The sequence below is a fragment of the Parajatrophihabitans canadensis genome (assembly GCF_053764775.1).
In genome coordinates, this window is sequence record NZ_CM132445.1 from 370,791 (window position 1) to 387,585 (window position 16,795).

At 64.8% G+C, this 16,795-nt stretch carries 15 protein-coding genes and 1 pseudogene; 14 read left to right on the forward strand and 2 right to left on the reverse strand.

The window, feature by feature from the left end:
• The first annotated feature begins 306 nt into the window (after nt 1-306).
• The 6 genes and pseudogenes from ACSMXN_RS01765 to ACSMXN_RS01790 all read left to right on the forward strand — a co-directional run.
• On the forward strand, nt 307-1,254 hold the full coding sequence (locus ACSMXN_RS01765; RefSeq protein ID WP_155958389.1) for a BTAD domain-containing putative transcriptional regulator: 948 nt from the start codon (nt 307-309) through the stop codon (nt 1,252-1,254).
• A gap of 449 nt (nt 1,255-1,703) precedes the next feature.
• Entirely contained in the window at nt 1,704-1,907 is a 204-nt protein-coding gene (locus tag ACSMXN_RS01770) for a helix-turn-helix domain-containing protein (protein WP_022913554.1), read from the forward strand.
• 70 nt (nt 1,908-1,977) lie between these two features.
• Nucleotides 1,978-2,076: a 30S ribosomal protein bS22 gene (locus tag ACSMXN_RS01775; RefSeq protein ID WP_012854759.1), complete on the forward strand. Its 99-nt coding sequence runs from the start codon at nt 1,978-1,980 to the stop codon at nt 2,074-2,076.
• Between the two features lie 271 nt (nt 2,077-2,347).
• Nucleotides 2,348-3,430 (forward strand): NAD-dependent epimerase/dehydratase family protein, encoded by a 1,083-nt coding sequence (locus tag ACSMXN_RS01780; protein ID WP_022913556.1) that lies wholly within the window; start codon nt 2,348-2,350, stop codon nt 3,428-3,430.
• A 1-nt stretch (nt 3,431) separates the two neighbouring features.
• Nucleotides 3,432-4,472 (forward strand): lysophospholipid acyltransferase family protein, encoded by a 1,041-nt coding sequence (locus ACSMXN_RS01785; RefSeq protein ID WP_022913557.1) that lies wholly within the window; start codon nt 3,432-3,434, stop codon nt 4,470-4,472.
• Nucleotides 4,427-5,263 (forward strand): annotated as a pseudogene (locus ACSMXN_RS01790) (HAD family hydrolase); the annotation flags it as partial. The gene ACSMXN_RS01785 and the pseudogene ACSMXN_RS01790, both read left to right, overlap by 46 nt.
• Before the next feature lie 273 nt (nt 5,264-5,536).
• On the opposite strand, the gene ACSMXN_RS01795 reads toward ACSMXN_RS01790, so the two are convergent.
• Nucleotides 5,537-6,841 carry a DUF5667 domain-containing protein gene (locus tag ACSMXN_RS01795; protein WP_022913559.1) on the reverse strand — a complete coding sequence of 435 codons (1,305 nt, stop codon included), beginning with the start codon at nt 6,839-6,841 and terminating at the stop codon, nt 5,537-5,539.
• 169 nt (nt 6,842-7,010) lie between these two features.
• On the reverse strand, nt 7,011-7,877 hold the full coding sequence (locus tag ACSMXN_RS01800) for a sigma-70 family RNA polymerase sigma factor (protein WP_022913560.1): 867 nt from the start codon (nt 7,875-7,877) through the stop codon (nt 7,011-7,013).
• 180 nt (nt 7,878-8,057) lie between these two features.
• Between ACSMXN_RS01800 and ACSMXN_RS01805 the strand changes: the two genes are divergently transcribed.
• The 8 genes from ACSMXN_RS01805 to hemB all read left to right on the forward strand — a co-directional run bounded on the left by ACSMXN_RS01805 (nt 8,058) and on the right by hemB (nt 16,770).
• Nucleotides 8,058-9,764 (forward strand): AMP-binding protein, encoded by a 1,707-nt coding sequence (locus tag ACSMXN_RS01805; RefSeq protein ID WP_196811296.1) that lies wholly within the window; start codon nt 8,058-8,060, stop codon nt 9,762-9,764.
• Entirely contained in the window at nt 9,751-9,999 is a 249-nt protein-coding gene (locus ACSMXN_RS01810) for a glutaredoxin family protein (RefSeq protein WP_022913562.1), read from the forward strand. Before ACSMXN_RS01805 ends, ACSMXN_RS01810 begins: the two co-directional genes overlap by 14 nt.
• 206 nt (nt 10,000-10,205) lie before the next feature.
• On the forward strand, nt 10,206-10,967 hold the full coding sequence (locus tag ACSMXN_RS01815) for a redox-sensing transcriptional repressor Rex (RefSeq protein ID WP_022913563.1): 762 nt from the start codon (nt 10,206-10,208) through the stop codon (nt 10,965-10,967).
• Nucleotides 10,964-12,331: a glutamyl-tRNA reductase gene (locus ACSMXN_RS01820; RefSeq protein ID WP_022913564.1), complete on the forward strand. Its 1,368-nt coding sequence runs from the start codon at nt 10,964-10,966 to the stop codon at nt 12,329-12,331. Before ACSMXN_RS01815 ends, ACSMXN_RS01820 begins: the two co-directional genes overlap by 4 nt.
• On the forward strand, nt 12,322-13,335 hold the full coding sequence (hemC, locus tag ACSMXN_RS01825) for a hydroxymethylbilane synthase (RefSeq protein ID WP_022913565.1): 1,014 nt from the start codon (nt 12,322-12,324) through the stop codon (nt 13,333-13,335). Before ACSMXN_RS01820 ends, hemC begins: the two co-directional genes overlap by 10 nt.
• Nucleotides 13,332-14,885 carry a bifunctional uroporphyrinogen-III C-methyltransferase/uroporphyrinogen-III synthase gene (locus ACSMXN_RS01830; protein WP_022913566.1) on the forward strand — a complete coding sequence of 518 codons (1,554 nt, stop codon included), beginning with the start codon at nt 13,332-13,334 and terminating at the stop codon, nt 14,883-14,885. The genes hemC and ACSMXN_RS01830 overlap by 4 nt, the downstream gene beginning before the upstream one ends.
• A 34-nt stretch (nt 14,886-14,919) precedes the next feature.
• Nucleotides 14,920-15,705, forward strand: coding sequence for a hypothetical protein (locus tag ACSMXN_RS01835; protein ID WP_022913567.1), 786 nt, complete (start codon nt 14,920-14,922; stop codon nt 15,703-15,705).
• 63 nt (nt 15,706-15,768) lie between these two features.
• Nucleotides 15,769-16,770: a porphobilinogen synthase gene (gene hemB, locus ACSMXN_RS01840; RefSeq protein WP_196811298.1), complete on the forward strand. Its 1,002-nt coding sequence runs from the start codon at nt 15,769-15,771 to the stop codon at nt 16,768-16,770.
• The last annotated feature ends 25 nt before the right edge of the window (nt 16,771-16,795 follow it).

Sequence of the window (16,795 nt, forward strand, 5' to 3'; positions counted from 1 at the left end):
CTTGGTTCGTTCTTGTGTGCCCAGCCATTACGCCAGTGGTCCTGTGACTGCAGCGTGATTGCTCCGTGATTTCCCCGTGACTGTCGCAAGATTGTCCGAAACTGCCGTTCCGTTCCAGATGTTCATCGGCGGCGGGACAATCATCGGCTGTCGGAGTATCAACCGCAGCGCGGTGTGCTCCTCAGGAAGAGATTGAAGGAATGTCAGTGTCGGTGAGAATCTCCTTGCCATCGCGGGATTGCCCATACTTGTGCGGGCGGTCGTGATCCAGGTAGCCGACATTCCGGTCGAGTGGGGGTCGTCGTCATGACCGTAGAACTTTGCCTCGGTCAGGCAGATTGGGCACCGGGTGGTTCGGAAGCTCTCGAGAGAGACCTACGGTTCGGAGGGATTCAGGCCGATTCGGCCGGATGCCGTCCCGAGGCGGCCACTGAATACCTATATCGGGTCTACCTTTTCGGGTCGCTACGGCTCTACCGCGGCGGCGCCGAAGTCGTGCTGAAGTCTCGCGAGCAACGATTGATCGCGTTGTTGGCGTTGGAGGGCTACCGTCCCAGAAGTTATCTGGCCGGCCGCCTGTGGCCCGAAACCACCGAGGCGCGGGCGGCGGGGAGCCTCCGCGCCGCAGTATGCCGAATCGAACGCGCCGCGCCCGGGTTACTTCGGGTGGAGGATCGGCAGGTTGGCTTCGGCCCGTCGGTGTCGGTTGATCTGGATGAGTTCCAGGCGCACGCGAATGAACTCAGCATGTACGCCGATGCCGTCCCCGATGGCGACGATGCCGAGGACCGTCCCGGCGACCAGCGCTGCCTGCAGAGTCTGAGAGTGCTCCTGCGCGCGGAGCTGTTGTCAGGCTGGTACGACGACTGGGTGATTTACGAGCGGGAACGGCTGCAACAGTTGCGGCTGTGCGCCCTCGAGGCGCTGGCGACAACTCTGCGAACCCGGGGACTCACGGCCGCGGCGCTGACCGCGGCGCTCGGCGCGACTGCTATCGAACCGCTTCGCGAGAGCGCTCACCGCGCGCTGATCCGGGTGCATCTGGATGACGGGAACTTCCACGCGGCGATCCGCGAGTATCGGTCCTTCCGGCGCCGCATGATGACCGAGCTCGGTGTGCGGCCGTCACCGCAGATGGACGCCCTGATCCGTCCGCTGATGCAGCGGCTTGAACCGGTTGGATCCCCCCGGACCGCATCGCATCCGGCTAAATCCGGCGTATCGTCGCGTCCGGCCTTTCGGGCCGCTGGTTGACTGTCGGTCCAGCACCGGCCGATGAACTGGCGGGTGAACCCCGGGCCGCCGGTGCAGAGCGGCTCACGGCCATCTGATTCAGCTCACGAAACTGAGAGACGGGTGGCAGGAGTGGTCAATTCGGCAACAATTTTTTCCTGGATCCCCTCTTCACGCAGCGTAACTTCGGGCCTGGTACGGCAGGGTCGATTTGTCCGCTGCAGCGGCCAGCAGGCCAGCAAATTAGGACCCTCTAGCTGATGTACGCGTTACCTGGGTGGGCGGCGGACGCTAGCGGAAAATTACCGTCCGATAGGTGGGAACGCCGAACCTGAGAAAATAGTGACCATTTCGTGAAGAACACCCATCGCACTAGCCCCACGTGTACCGCTACTCTCACCCGAGCACGTGCGTGTCAGGTTGCCGGAGGGGAAGCCGGCTCACTGTCACGTGCCAAAGGTGTGTGACGAATGACTAAGTCCTCTGAGGGGCTGCATGAGGTGCGCTTCTTGACCGTGGCCGAGGTGGCCGCGGTGATGCGCGTATCGAAGATGACGGTGTACCGGATGGTGCACTCTGGTGAGCTGCCCGCAGTCAGGGTGGGGCGCTCGTTCCGCGTTCCTGAAAAGGCGGTTCAGGACTACCTGAAGGGCGCGTTCTTCGAGGCGGGGTAACGCACGGTAGGCTGCCTGGCTAGTGACGCGTGTACTCACGCGTATCAATCGTGCGAGCGAGGTCGGGTAAATGGGTTCTGTCATCAAGAAGCGGCGCAAGCGGATGGCGAAGAAGAAGCACCGCAAGCTGCTCAAGAAGACACGCGTTCAGCGACGCAACAAGAAGTAAGGCGCGGTGCTGAGTGCAGCGCTCCTGGTGCACGCAGCAACCGCAACTCGAGTCGTTCGCCTCGGCCCTTTTCGCGCACCGCGAGGAGGGCCGAGCGCGTCGAGAATTCGGCACGGCAGGCAATGCACGCTCGATGGTGAGTAGCGTGGTATCGACGGCCAAGACCTCTGAGATCGCCAGATCACGAGTCGCCGGGAGCAGCACATGTCGGATGAGCGCCTTGGCGGCGAAGACCAATGATTCCCGATGAGCGCCTTGGCGGCGAAGACCAATGACCGTCATTCTGGTGACTGGCGTCAATCGCTTTCTGGGCAGTCGGCTCGCAGGCCGGTTGGCTGCCGACCCCGCCGTTGAGCGCGTCATCGGAGTAGACACGATCCCACCCGGCCGGGCCGATCTCGACCTGCTCGGACGCACCGAATTCGTCCGCGCAGATATCCGGAATCCGCTTATCGGCAAAGTAATGCGGCAGGCGCAGATAGACACCGTCATCCATGCTTCGGTCACGGCGACGCCCGGCGGCGCCGGCGGCAGAACTCCGATGAAAGAGCTCAACGTCATCGGCACGATGCAGTTGCTCGCGGCCTGCCAGAAGTCCGACACCGTCCAGCGTCTCGTCGTGAAATCGACGACCGCGGTGTATGGCGCTTCCTCGCGTGACCCCGCCATCTACACCGAGGAGATGGCGGCGAACGCCTTGCCCTCAAGCGGCTACGCCAAAGACGCGGTCGAGGTCGAGGGTTATGTGCGGGGGTTCAGTCGCCGCCGCCCAGATATCGACGTCACCGTGCTTCGATTTGCCAACTTCATCGGCCCATTCATCGATACGCCGCTGACTCGCTATTTTCAGCTGGCGGTGATTCCCACCGCGCTGGGCTTTGATCCGAGATTGCAGTTGCTCCACGAGACCGATGCGGTAGAGATTCTGCGGTTGGCAGCCCTCAGCCCTCGTCCGGGCACCTTCAATGCCGCCGGTGCCGGTGCGTTGCTGTTGAGCCAGGCGATCCGCCGCGCCGGACGGTTGTCACTGCCGGTTCCGATGTCGTTGGTGCCGTTGGTCGGGCGGACCGTGCGGCGCTCGGGACGGGTGGATTTCTCCCCGGAACAGATGCAGTTTCTGAATTTCGGGCGGGTTGTTTCAAGCGCCAAGCTCGAGGCGGAGTTCGGCTACCGACCGACATTTACCACGAGCGAGGCATTCAGTTCGTTCATCCATCAGCGTCCGGTCGAGCCGATCGTCAAACCTGGTTTGGTCCGTAGGGCGGAGGTCGCAATCGACAGGCTGCTCGGCGTCGAGGCGGAGCCAGATCCTGCCGCGGCGAGGCTACCGAGGCCCGTCCCGAAGGTGGTGTGAAATGGCTGAAGCCAAGATCATCCGCTTGCACGGGCCGTCCAACGGCGAGCCCGAGGCAGCTCCTCTCGAGCCCGAGGCAGTGCCGATCCAGCCCGAGGCAGTGCCGATCGAGCCGACCATCGCTCCCGCTGAGGCGGCCACAGCTCCCGCTGAGGCGGCCACAGCTCCCGCAGAGCCGGCCACCGAAAGTCATTCCGACGGTAGCTGGGAGCGCAAGGCTGCGGCCGGGTTGGCTTTCCTGCGTAGACGGATAACCGGTGAATACGACGTCGACGAGTTCGGCTTCGATCCTGAATTGACTCAAACGGTCGTACTGCCGGCGATGCGGCAGCTCTACCGCACCTGGTTCCGGACCGAAATCATCGGCATCGAGAACCTGCCGGCCGACTCTGGCGCGTTGATCGTGGCCAACCATGCCGGTGCACTCTGGGCGCTCGACGCCGCGATGACGGCGACCGCTGTTCACGAGGAGACGCCAAACCATCGTTTTCTGCGGATGCTGGGGGCGGATCTGCTGTTCACCACCCCCGTGCTGGGCACTCTTGCCCGCAAGGCCGGAACCACCCTTGCCTGCAATCCCGATGCCGAGCGGCTGCTTTCCGGTGGTGAACTCGTGGGCGTCTGGCCCGAGGGTTTCAAGGGGATCGGAAAACCGTTCAGCGAGCGCTACAAACTACAGAGATTCGGTCGCGGCGGCTTCGTCTCGGCCGCCTTGCGCACCGGCTCGCCGATCATCCCGACTTCGATCGTAGGATCGGAAGAAATTCATCCCATGATAGGCAACGCCAAGACGTTGGCCCGCTTGCTCGGATTGCCCTACTTTCCGCTGACGCCGACGTTTCCTTGGTTGGGACCACTGGGTGTGGTCCCGTTGCCGTCGAAGTGGTACATCGAGTTCGGAGAACCAATCGAAACCGCAGAATACGGACCGGAGGCGGCCGAAGATCCGATGCTGGTCTTCGAACTGACCGACCGCGTCCGGGAGCAGATTCAGGGCAGCTTGTACCGGCTGCTGATGCAGCGTCGCTCGATCTGGCGTTGAGGGTGAGCGCAAAGGGGGCCGAATTGCCTGAGGAATCCGCAGGGTCGGCCGCCTTCTTTGATGTCGACAACACGATGATTGTCGGGGCCTCCATTTTCTACTTCGCGAAGGGTCTCGCCGCTCGCAAGTTCTTCTCCGCTGCCGACATGCGAAAGTTCGTCTGGCAGCAGGTGAAGTTTCGCGCCGGCGGTGAGGGTGCAGCGAGCATCTCCAGGGCGAGAGAATCGGCGCTGGCCTTCGTGGCCGGCAAGTCCGTGAGCGAGATCGTCGCGCTATCGGAGGAGATTTACGACGAAGCCATTGCTCAGCGGATCTACTCCGGCACCCGTGCGTTGGCTCAGCAGCATCTGGACGCCGGCGAGCAAGTCTGGTTGGTGACCGCGACACCAGTGGAGCTCGCCCGGATCATCGCGCTGCGCCTCGACCTGACTGGGGCGCTCGGCACTCGGGCCGAGCATCAGGACGGTGTCTTCACCGGTCATCTGATCGGCGATCTCTTGCACGGTGAAGCCAAAGCCGCCGCAGTCCGGGAACTTGCTGCGCGAGTCGGCCTCGATCTGACCCGGTGCTCCGCATATTCGGATTCGATCAACGATCTTCCGCTGTTATCAGTGGTCGGTAGGCCGGTAGCCGTCAACCCGGACCCGGCGCTACGGGACGAGGCGCGCCGTCGTGGTTGGGAGATCCGAGATTTTCGAACCGGTCGTAAGGCCGCGAAGATCGGGATTCCTGCGGCGCTCGCGCTGGGGACGGGTGCTGGTGCGGTCGCGGCCGCTAGGGCGATCGGCCGAACGCAGACAGCGCGCAAGGCGGCGGCCCGAAACCAACTGGGTCGCAGGCAGGCACTTCGCAGGGCCGCGGCCGGAAATCAGCTGGTCCGAAAGCAGGTGGCCCGAAAGCAGTCGGCCCGGAATCAGCTGGGCCGAAAGCAGTTGGGCCGAAAGCAGGTGGCCCGAAAGCAGTTGGCCCGGATTCAGTTGGGCCGGATTCAGTTGGGCCGGAAGCAGCCGGCGCGAAAACAGCTGGGGCCGAAACAGTCGCGCCGCCGCCGCCGCCTCCGTTGATTAGTTGATCTTGATGAGGCCGGGCACCTTGACCGACGTCACGGGCACGGGAAGTTTGGCACTCACCCCGCCGGTACCGACGCCCGCGCTCGCCCCGACGCCCGGAACAGTGACCTGCAGGCCGTTTGAATCGAGCGTTATCGGGGCCTTCGGCGCTGAGGAGATACCGGAGAGACCAGGTGCTCGCGGCGCGACCGTTGCGCCGCCGGAAGCGCCAACTGATCCATCCGAGCCAATCGCAGCGGAGCCGCCAACCGATGCCGATGCGCCGCCGGCGGGTCCCTGGCTGGAGTTGCCGGCAGAACCGGAGATACCGGGCTGCCCACCCGGTCCCGTCCCGCTGGTCGGGCCCGACCGTGCCCCTGGCTTGCCCGGGGTGGCCGTGCACGGTGAGCACGGCACGGGACCCAGATCGTCAGAGGAAGCCTGGGACAGGCACGAGCAGCCGATCTCAGCCTTCAACTGAGCCGCACGCGTCTCGATTCGGGTCACCAAGGTCAGCGATGCCTGGACGCGCGCTGTCAGAGCCACGTTCGCGGTTGGGATTCGAGACGAGATCTCGCTTAGCTGGGCCCGCTGGGCAGCCGTCCAGCGCCCCAGCTTGTCGAATGGGCTGGCCGACTTCTGCGAGACCGCGGCCCGCGCGAGCAGTTGCATTCCGCTCCGGCTGTCGGAGTCCATGCTGCCGAGGGTGTCGGTCACCAACGAGGCTGTTCGCTCGCTGATCTGGCCAGCTGCGACCACCCCACCGTGGCCAGCGCCGAGAGCGGACGGTCGACCGAGCAGTTTCTTGGCCTCGTTGCCCCGCTTCGAGGCCAACCGCAGGTAGACGTAGCCCTTGTCGACGTCATTGCCGGCGACCGACAGCTTGACGTTCTCGCTCGCTCGTTTAACCCCGTACAACGAATCACCAGGCAGCGCGCCGCCGGACACCCAGACAGCGATGCCGAGCAACAGCGCAAGAACCGCTGCGGCCGATGCGAAAGCCAGGATCGGACGGCGCACTGCCCGGATCGCGCCACGCGATCGGCCGCGTCCGGTTCGGAGTCCCGGTGGTGCGGGACGCTGGGCGATTGTGCGGTGCGAGCCGCTGGATTGGGGCAGCGCAGATCCAGAAACCGCCGATCCAGAAACCGTCGACTCGGAAACGATGCGCGCTGTGATGGCGACCAGTTGGGCTCGAAGGTCGGACTTGAAGGTGGCGTCCGGAACTGGGCCCGCGGGCAGCACCCGTAATCGGGCAATGAGCTCGGATTCGAAGGCCGACGTCCGCCGACGCCCGGACGCGAAGCGGCCCGTGCTCATTCGGTCCCCTGCCCAGCGGTCTCCTGGATCGCCGTTGCCCTGAACATGTGCCGTTCCATGCTCGATTCTCGGACAGTTCGGGAGGCGCCACTCCCAACGCGGCAACCTTGCACCGAGGTAAACGAGCCCATGGGGTCTGCGGTTACGGTTCGCACTGCGTCGATGCCGCTCATCGGAGCTCATCTGCGACCAGGGCCGCCAATCGCTTGACTGCGCGATGCTGCAAGGCCTTGATTGCTCCGTCGTTCTTGCCCATCACTTCTGCGGTCTCAGCGACAGATAGGCCATTCAAAAAGCGCAGGACGAGGCATTCCTTTTGCTCCTCACCGAGTGAGTCAAGTGCTCGCATCAGGCGCTCGTTCGTCAGATGGGTGAGCACCGCGCTTTCGGTGCTGGCAACCTTCTCGTCGCCCTCGATGAGATCGCCGGTGGTCATCTCCAGCCGAAAGCGGGCTGACTTCGTGTGGTCGAACACGATATTGCGGGCGATTGTCATGAACCAGGCGCCGATATCGCGACCTTGGTAGTTGATCGTGGAAATCCGGCGGAGTGCGCGCAGAAAGGTCTCGGAGGTGAAATCCTCGGCCAGCGCGCGATCGTTCACGCGATAGAAGATGAAGCGAAAGACTGCATCGACATAGCGGTCGTAGAGCTTGCCGAAGGCCTCCCCGTCGCCATCCTTTGCGGCCCTGACCAGCTCCCACATCTCGACGTGCTCGGCGTCGACTCGTTCAAGGCCGTTCCGGTCCGGTCCGAGCCCGTGTCCTGAGCCGACCTCGGGATCGTCCGTTTCGGCGTCAACCGTTTCGACGTCAACCGTTTCGACGTGAACGCTCTCAGCATGGCCGCGATCGGCCGCTTCGGGATCGATGTCGATCGGGCCGAGTGACCTATGGGCGGCCATGTCGTTAGACCCCACGACCAGTGCGACGAGTTCACGAAGGGCACGCCAGCACGCGGGCTGTGCCACCACCGCGGTGCCCGTGGAAACATCGAAACCGAGGGCAGCGACAGTGCTGACGCGCGGGTGCGTCATATCCTGTCTTTCCAGTTGCGGACTAGTCGAATTGAGTGAATTCAGTTCTGCGTGAACCGTACCTGCGATTGCTCTCAGTGACGAGCAACCGGCTGTCCGTGAGCCGCTAACATGCTGGCATTGCGAGTACGCAGGGTCGCCGCCCGGCCGGCCACCCGAGGCATTCACGAGGAGAATTTGGTGCCCGCCTCCGATCGCCCGACCTCAATTGGCAGCCTGGTTCGCCGGGCGGTAACCGCCCATCCCGCCCGGACCGCCCTGGTGGACGGGCCGATCCGTCTTTCGTGGTCCGAGCTGCAGGACGAAGTTGACCGGCTGGCCGGGGCGCTGATGGCCGAGGGACTTGGCCGGGGGGACCGTCTCGCCCTGCAGGCCCCGACCTCGATCGACTTCGTCAAGGTCTACCTCGCCGGTCTACAGGCCGGGCTCGTGATCGTGCCGATCAATCCGAGTTACACCTCCGCCGAACTCGATCACATCCTGTCTGATTCGGGTGCCCGGATGCTGGTGGCGGGCTCGGTGGCAACCGTTGCCGATTCAGCCAGGTTGCGGTCCGACCATCCAGGTCTGGCGCGCATCGTGGTGGCCGCCAGGTCCGGTTCCGACGACGTACTCACCGTGACCGAGTTCGCGGGCCGCGGCGAGCACGCGCTCGCGGGGTCCGTTCGTCGGGATCGCAGCGGCGAAGAACTGGCCGTCCTGCTTTATACGTCGGGGACGTCCGGTCAGCCGAAAGGCGCGATGCTGTCTGCCCGCGCGCTGCTGGCAAATCTGGAGCAGTTCGGCGAGCTCAGGCCCGCCCCGGTGTCCGGCGACGACGTGCTGTATCTGCCGCTGCCGCTCTTTCACATCTTTGGGCTGAACGGCGGCCTCGGTATCGCCCTGTATTTCGGAGCAACCGTGATCCTTTCGGCGAGGTTCGACCCAGCGGCGAGCTTGGCTGCAATCGCCGATGAGAAGGTCACCGTTGTGGTCGGTGCGCCACGCGAATTCGCGGTCTGGGCCGCATCCGAATCATTTCGCCGAGCGTTCGCCGGTGTGCGTTTCGGACTGTCCGGGTCGGCGCCGCTGCCTGCGGAATTGGTGAGCGAATATGACGCGGCCGGGGTCGCGCTGTTCGAGGGATATGGCCTCACCGAGGCCGCACCCGTGGTGACCGTCAACCTCGTCCCGGACGCTCATCAGCCAGTCGGCTGGTTGGCACCGAAGGCCGGCTCGATCGGTCGCCCGTTGCCCGGGGTGGAGGTGCAGCTGCTCGATGCCGACGGCGAGATCGTCGAGGTTGGTGATCTGGGCACCTTGGAGGTTCGCGGCGCCAACTTGTTCAGTGGCTACTGGCCCGACGGCGCGGATGGCCCGCGACAGGCCGAAAATACCGGCGCTGACGCCGGGGCCCCAGCCAGCTACGGCTGGTTCGCGACGGGGGATCTGGCGGTGGCCGATGACGATGGTGACTTCTATCTCGTCGGTCGTCGCAGCGATTTGATCTTGGTCAACGGCTTCAACGTCTATCCGGCCGAGGTCGAGTCGGTATTGGCTCGGCTGCCGGGTGTCAGCGAGGTGGCCGTGGTTGGCCGGACGAGCGCTGCCGGGACTGGGCTGTCACTCTCTACTGGGTCATCGCTGGCGACCGCGTCAGCACTTTCGGAAGCGGTCATCGCCTATGTGGTCGCGCAACCCGGAGTCACTCTCGACCCCGATGAGCTCATCGCCCGCGCTGCTATCTCGTTGGCTCGTTTCAAGCTCCCAAGTTACGTAGTCGAGGTCGAGGAGCCGCCACATACCGCGACCGGAAAGGTCATGAAGTGGCGGCTTCCACCGCCTGAGGCTGACGCGCAGCGACCGGGCCATCCGCCAGATCGGAGGACGTCTGATGGCGGCCGCTGATCACCGCGTCACGCTCATCACGCGCGTCGGCTGCCATCTGTGCGAGACGGCCGAGTCCGGCTTGCTCAGATTGCAGGCTGAACTCGGTTTCGAGCTGGCGACCCTCGACGTGGATTCCGACCGGGCACTGGCCAACGAGTATTCCGATCGGGTGCCGGTGATTCTCATCGACGGCGCTGAACATGGCTACTGGCAGCTCGAAGAAAGCCGCTTTCGATCTGCGCTGCGGAAGTGACCTGATTCTTGATAGGACGTTAATTTCTGCGTCATATCACACGCTCTCTCGATTTTGTGAATGCCTTCACAAGGGCGTACGGTCGGTTTCTGAATCACCCACTACCACACCGGTCACCCTCGTCGTGCAATGGGCCACATTTAGGCACGACTGCGCGACGAGTGGATCACGAAAGTGGCCCAACCGGGTTCCGTCTAGAGGAGCACATGACCGCGCAGCGAGATCAGCTGAACGCGGTCAGCGATACCGCTGACCAGCGTGTGGTCGCTGGTACCGAGCGGACCATTCCCGAGGCTACGGTCGCTCGCCTTGCCATCTATCTTCGGGCCCTTACCGGGCTTGCCGAGCTCGGCACCGCCACTGTTTCCTCCGAGTCGCTTGCTACTGCAGCCGGAGTGAATTCCGCGAAACTCCGTAAGGACCTGTCTCATCTCGGTTCCTACGGCGTCCGCGGCGTCGGCTACGACGTGGCGCTGCTCACCGAACAGATCCGCGCGACGCTCGGCCTGAACGAGAATCGTGCCGTGGCGTTGATCGGCTTGGGCCACCTGGGCCAGGCGCTCGCCGGTTACGCCGGGTTCGCCTCTCGCGGTTTTCGGATCTCGGCTTTGATCGACACCGATCCCGGCCTGGTCGGCGATCAGGTACGCGGCCTGGTCATCCAGCACGTCGACCGCCTCGAACAGGTCGTCCGCTCAGAAAAGATCGCCATCGCCGTAATAGCAGTCCCGGTCAGCGCCGCGCAGGATGTCTGCGACCGACTTGTGGCGGCAGGTGTGACGTCCATCCTGAACTTCGCGCCGGTCGTGCTGAACGTGCCAAGGCATGTCGACGTGCGCAAGGTCGACCTGGCCGCTGAATTGCAGATCCTGAGCTTTCATGACAATCGCAAGTCCAGTCGCGCAGACTGTGCCCCTGAAGTGGTTGGCGTCGGGCTGAGCAGCGCGTTGACGGGGGTCGACCGATGAGCTTGCTGGTAGTTGGACTGTCACATCACTCCGCGCCGGTTCCCGTGCTCGAGCGGGTGAGCATCCCCGCCGAGACGATGAACAAGGTGTTGGACGAGCTTTACCGCAGCGAATCGATCTCCGAGGTCATGGCGCTGTCGACCTGCAACCGCATCGAGGTCTACGCCGACGTCGCCCGCTTCCACCCCGCCGTGGTCGACATCTCCACAGTCCTCGCGCGGCTGGGCGGGATGGGTGTCAACGAGCTCGGTGAACACCTCTACGTCCACTTCGCCGAGGCCGCTGCCAACCATTTGCTGCAGGTTGCCTCCGGCCTGGATTCGATGGTGGTTGGCGAATCTCAGATCCTTGGCCAGCTGCGAACCGCCTACGCGGTAGGCACCGAAGCCGACACCGTAGGTCGGGTACTGCACGAGGCGAGCCAGACGGCGTTGCGGGTCGGCAAACGAGTTCATACCGAAACTGGCATCGACCGCGCCGGCGCCTCGGTCGTGTCCGTGGCGCTCGCGCACGCCGTCAATGTCTTCGCTGCCGAGTCCGACCCAGCGCAGATCGATCCGGCACCTACTTTGGCCGGCAAGCGAATCGTCATTCTCGGTGCCGGGTCGATGGGCGCACTCGCTGGGTCCACCCTGCAGAAACTGGTAGGTGGCGGCGATCTCGACGCCGTCGTGATCAATCGCAGTCCCGAGCGTGCCGAGCGGCTGGCAGGCATCCTCGGTGGTCGGGCGGGCCGGTTGGACGCGATCGCCGATGAGGTTGCTCAAGCTGACATCCTGATCTCCTCCACGGGAGCAACGGGTCTGGTCGTCGAGGCGGCTGACATCCGTCCGCGTGACTCGCGAACACTCGTCGTTCTCGACCTTGCATTGCCGCGTGACGTCGACCCTTCGGTGTCGCTGTTGGCCGATGTCCACTACGTCGATCTGGAAGTGCTGCGCTCGTCCGGCGCGATGGTCAGCGATGAAGAGGTCGCCGCTGCGGGCGCCATCGTGGCGACTGAGCTGCGGGCATATCTGGAGAATCAGCAGGCGCTGGCGGTGGCTCCGACGGTTACCGCGCTGCGCGCCCGCGCGGCTCAGGTTGTCGAGGGCGAACTCACCCGGATGGACCATCGCCTACCTGGTCTGGACCCAGCTCTGCGTGCTGAACTGGCATCGGCAGTGCGACGCGCGGTCGACAAGGTGCTGCACGCGCCCACCGTGCGAGTGAAAGAACTTGCTGCCACTCCGGAGGGAAATGCCTACGCGGCCGCCCTACGGGAGCTGTTCGACCTCGACCCCGCGGCCCCGGGTTCGGTTACCGCATTGCGGAAATCGACCGGCGGCGAATCGGCAGCTGGCGCGGCAGGTGATTGGCGGTGACCGTGCTGCGCGAAGCGAGCGATTCTGCGACCGGTACGGTCCGGGTCGGCACCCGAGCCAGCCTGCTCGCCCGTACCCAGACCGATCTGGTGGTGCAAGCGTTCAACCGGGCAAACCCCGGCGTGCCCGTGGAGACAGTGCTCGTCTCGACCGAGGGCGACCGGACGGCTGCGCCGATCGATCAGCTCGGTGGCACCGGCGTTTTCGTCTCCGCCCTTCGCGACGCCCTGCTGGCCGGGCAGATCGATGTTGCCGTCCACTCATTCAAGGATCTGCCGACCGCAACTGTGGAATCGATCGCACTGGCAGCAGTGCCGCTGCGCGAAGACCCGCGGGACGCGTTGTGTGCCCGGGATGGCCTGACGTTGCTCGAGTTGCCGGCTGGCTCTCGGATCGGGACCGGTTCGCCGCGGCGCACCGCTCAGCTCCGGGCTCTTGATCTCGGTTTCGAGATCGTTGCTATCCGGGGCAACGTCGACACCCGACTGGGTCGGGTGCGCGGTTCCAACGCGGCCGGCGCGACCACTGACGGTGCGGACCTCGATGCGGTGGTACTTGCCGCGGCGGGCCTGCAGCGCTTGGCGAAGTCCGAGCTCATCACTGAACTGCTCGATCCGATCCAGTTGCTGCCTGCCCCCGCGCAAGGCGCGTTGGCGATCGAATGCCGCGCTGATGACGCGGAGATCCGGGCGCTGCTCGCGCCCCTTGATGACCACGCGACCCGGGCGGCTGTCACCGCTGAACGGTCGTTGCTTGCCGCCCTGGAGGCTGGCTGCACCGCCCCGGTGGGGGCACTCGCCGAAGTCAGCGAGGCCGACGATTCGTCTGACCTCGCAGGCGGGCTCGAGATTTTCCTTCGCGGCTCGGTGACCGCGATCGACGGCAGCGATGCCGTTCGATTGTCGGCCTCCGGACCGCTCAACACTGCCACCGAGATCGGCAAGCGGCTCGCCGCGGACCTGATCGAACTTGGCGCAACCACGATGATGGGGAGCTCGAAATGACCCGAGCACGCAAGTCCGTTGGCCGTCTTACCTTTGTGGGTACCGGCACCGGCGACGTTGGATTGCTGACCGTTCGAGCGACGGAGCTGCTGTCGACGGTCGAGATGGCCTATGTCGACGCCTCGGTTCCTGAGGCGATCAGAGCGCTGATCACGGGCGAGATCCACGAGGTCGAAACGGTGGCGGGCGAGGGCGGCAAGGCGGCACTCGGCGAGGCGAAGAACGGCGCGATCGTGGCCCGCGTGGTCAGCGGCGACCCCTTCACCTCGGACTCGGTCATCAAAGAGGCCCTCGCTGCCTCCAAGAGTGTGGTGCCGTACGAGATCGTCCCGGCGCTCTCAGAAGGCATCGTCACTGCGACCTACGCCGGGGTGCCGGTGGGTCCGGTGCACACCGCGGTAGACCTGCGTGGTGGCCTGACGGTCGACTTCGAGGCACTCGCCGCCTTCCCCGGCACCCTGGTGCTGACGCTGGACGCGGCCGAGGTCAGTTCGACCGCGGAACAGCTCGTGGCCTCGGGTGTGAAGCCTGACACCCCGCTGAGCGTTACCGCTTCTGGTACGACGACCGCCCAGGTCACCGTCAACGGTTCGATCGGCGACGCCGAACTGGCGGCTGCCGGCATGTATGGCCCGGTCGTGTTGACGATCGGCAAGGCGTCCAGCGCGCGGGACAAGCTCGCCTGGTGGGAATCGCGCGCTCTGTTCGGCTGGAAGATCCTGGTGCCCCGTACCAAGGAGCAGGCCGGTGCCATGAGCGAGCGGCTGCGTGAATACGGTGCAGTTCCGGTCGAGGTCCCCACGATCGCTGTGGAACCACCACGCACGCCCACCCAGATGGAACGCGCGATCAAGGGCCTGGTCACCGGACGCTACGAGTGGATCGTGTTCACGTCGACCAATGCGGTGAAGGCGGTCCGGGAGAAGTTCGAGGAGTTCGGCCTGGACGCGCGTGCCTTCGCCGGTGTCAAGATCGCCTGTGTGGGCGAATCAACCGCTGACGCCGTGCGTGCCTTCGGTATCCGGCCAGAGCTGCTGCCGTCGGGCGAGCAGTCCTCCGAGGGCCTGTTGGCCGACTTCCCGCCGTATGACGACGTGCTCGATCCGATCGATCGGGTGTTGCTGCCGCGCGCTGACATCGCGACCGAGACCCTGGCCGAAGGCTTGCGCCAGCGAGGTTGGGAGATCGACGATGTGACCGCCTACCGGACGGTTCGGGCCGCACCCCCCGCCGCCGAGATTCGCGACGCCATCAAGTCCGGCGGGTTCCAGGCCGTCTGCTTCACGTCCTCCTCGACGGTGCGCAATCTCGTCGGTATCGCGGGCAAGCCGCACAACCGGACTGTCGTTGCTTGCATCGGCCCGGCGACCGCCGCGACCGCTCGCGAGTTCGGCCTGCGGGTCGACGTGCAGCCCGAGTCGGCCAACGTGCCGGCCCTGATCGATGCGCTGGCCGAGTTCGCGGTCAAGCGCGCCGAGGAGGAGCGCGAAAAAGCTGCGACCGCACCGGCTCGGCGGTCACGGACCTCGCGGGCACGGGTAGTTCGCTAAGCAGCCAGAGCGGCCTTTACCAGGGTCAGCGATCGTGCGAGGTCTGTCGGCTGGTCGCCGGAAGGCCTCGCACGATCACGTTCTGTTGGCCGACCGCAATCCGGTCGCGCAGGTCGCGGCCGAAGTGCTCTGGTCTTTCACACCGCCGTGGACGTGGTTGTTCGGTGTAGCGATCAACCTGGTGCTCTCGGTGCTGTGGTTGATCTGGTTTCCCCTGACCGGCCATAGCCACGGCGATTGGGTCATCGTGGTGGGCACGTACTTCGCCATCTTCGTGCTAGCCGATGTCACTACGACGAATGTGCTCGGCGCCGATGCGGCTCGGGTGCGCCTCAACCTCGCTCGCGGCGTGGCTATCGGCCGGATGCTCCTGACCAAGAATTTCGCCCTGCTGGTCATCGTCGGGGTCCCTACCCTTGCAGCGACTGCTGCGTTGACCATCTACAGCGAGACCCCGTATCGACTGGTCCTGACGCTTCCCGGGGTGGCGTTGCCGATCTTGGCGTGGCTTGGCGTCGGCAACGTGGTGTCGGTACTGCTGCCAGTCGCGACCAAGCCAATGCTGCAACGCTGGCGGGAACGCCACGAAGTGTTGCCCACGCTCCGCTGGCTGGTGCATCTGGGTTTGCCGTACGCGCTGCTATACCTGGTGGACCCTGTCGGCGACGTCCCGAGCACGATCTTCAGGGACTTTCCGCGTCATGATCGGACGCCGGAGCTCAGGGGGTTTCTCCTCGCGCTGACCGGGATCCTGATCTGGGTCGCGGGCACGGTGCTCGCAGCGCAGCTGGTTCGGCGTCGTGGACTGCGCATGCGCTGAGCTGTGATGGCTCTCAGCGATTTGTGATCTGAACGATCAACAACGGGTGAGTACGGTTGTACCGTGAGTGAACTTCCCACCCTGCCTGACTTTCCGATAAGTCGCCCGCGGCGGCTTCGCCGAACCCCGGCCTTGCGGCGCCTGACCGGTCAGATATCGGTGCACCCGTCCGACCTGATCCTGCCGATGTTCGTCGCAGAGGGTATTTCCGATCCGCGTCCGATCACCTCGATGCCGGGGGTCGTCCAACACAGCCTCGACACGCTGGCCAAGGCCGCTGTCGAGGCCGTTCAAGCCGGTGTCGGCGGCTTGATGCTGTTCGGCATTCCGGCCTCGAAGGACGCGGTCGGTTCTGGCGCCGACGACCCGAACGGCATCCTCAACGCAGGCTTGGCCCGTCTGAAGTTCGAGCTCGGCGACGCGACCGTCTTGATGGCCGACCTGTGCCTGGACGAATTCACCGACCACGGCCACTGCGGTGTGCTGTCTACCGATGGTTCCGTTGACAACGACGCGACGCTGCAGCGTTACGCCTCGATGGCGCTGGCCCAGGCCGAAGCAGGCGCCGATCTGCTCGGCACGAGCGGGATGATGGACGGCCAGGTCGGTGTCGTTCGTCGCGCACTGGACAACGTCAGCCGGTCAGAGGTCGGAGTCCTGGCCTACGCCCCGAAGTACGCCTCAGCGTTCTACGGACCGTTTCGCGAGGCTGTCGATTCGTCTTTGGTCGGTGATCGCCTGACGTACCAGCAGGATCCCGCTCGGGGGGTATCCGAGGCGCTGGCCGAGGTGGCTCTCGACGTCGCCGAGGGGGCTGACCTGGTGATGGTCAAGCCGGCATTGCCCTACCTGGACGTGCTGTCCGCTGTTGCTGCAGCCTCTCCAGTGCCGGTGGCGGCATATCAGGTCTCGGGGGAGTACGCGATGGTCGAAGCAGCTGCCGAGCGCGGCTGGATCGATCGAGACCGTGCGATTGCTGAGACCCTGCTGTCGATCCGCAGAGCCGGCGCATCGATGATCTTGACCTACTGGGCCGTCGAGGCTGCTAACTCATTGCGGAGCTGAGCGTCTGCGCGTGCAGTCGATCGTG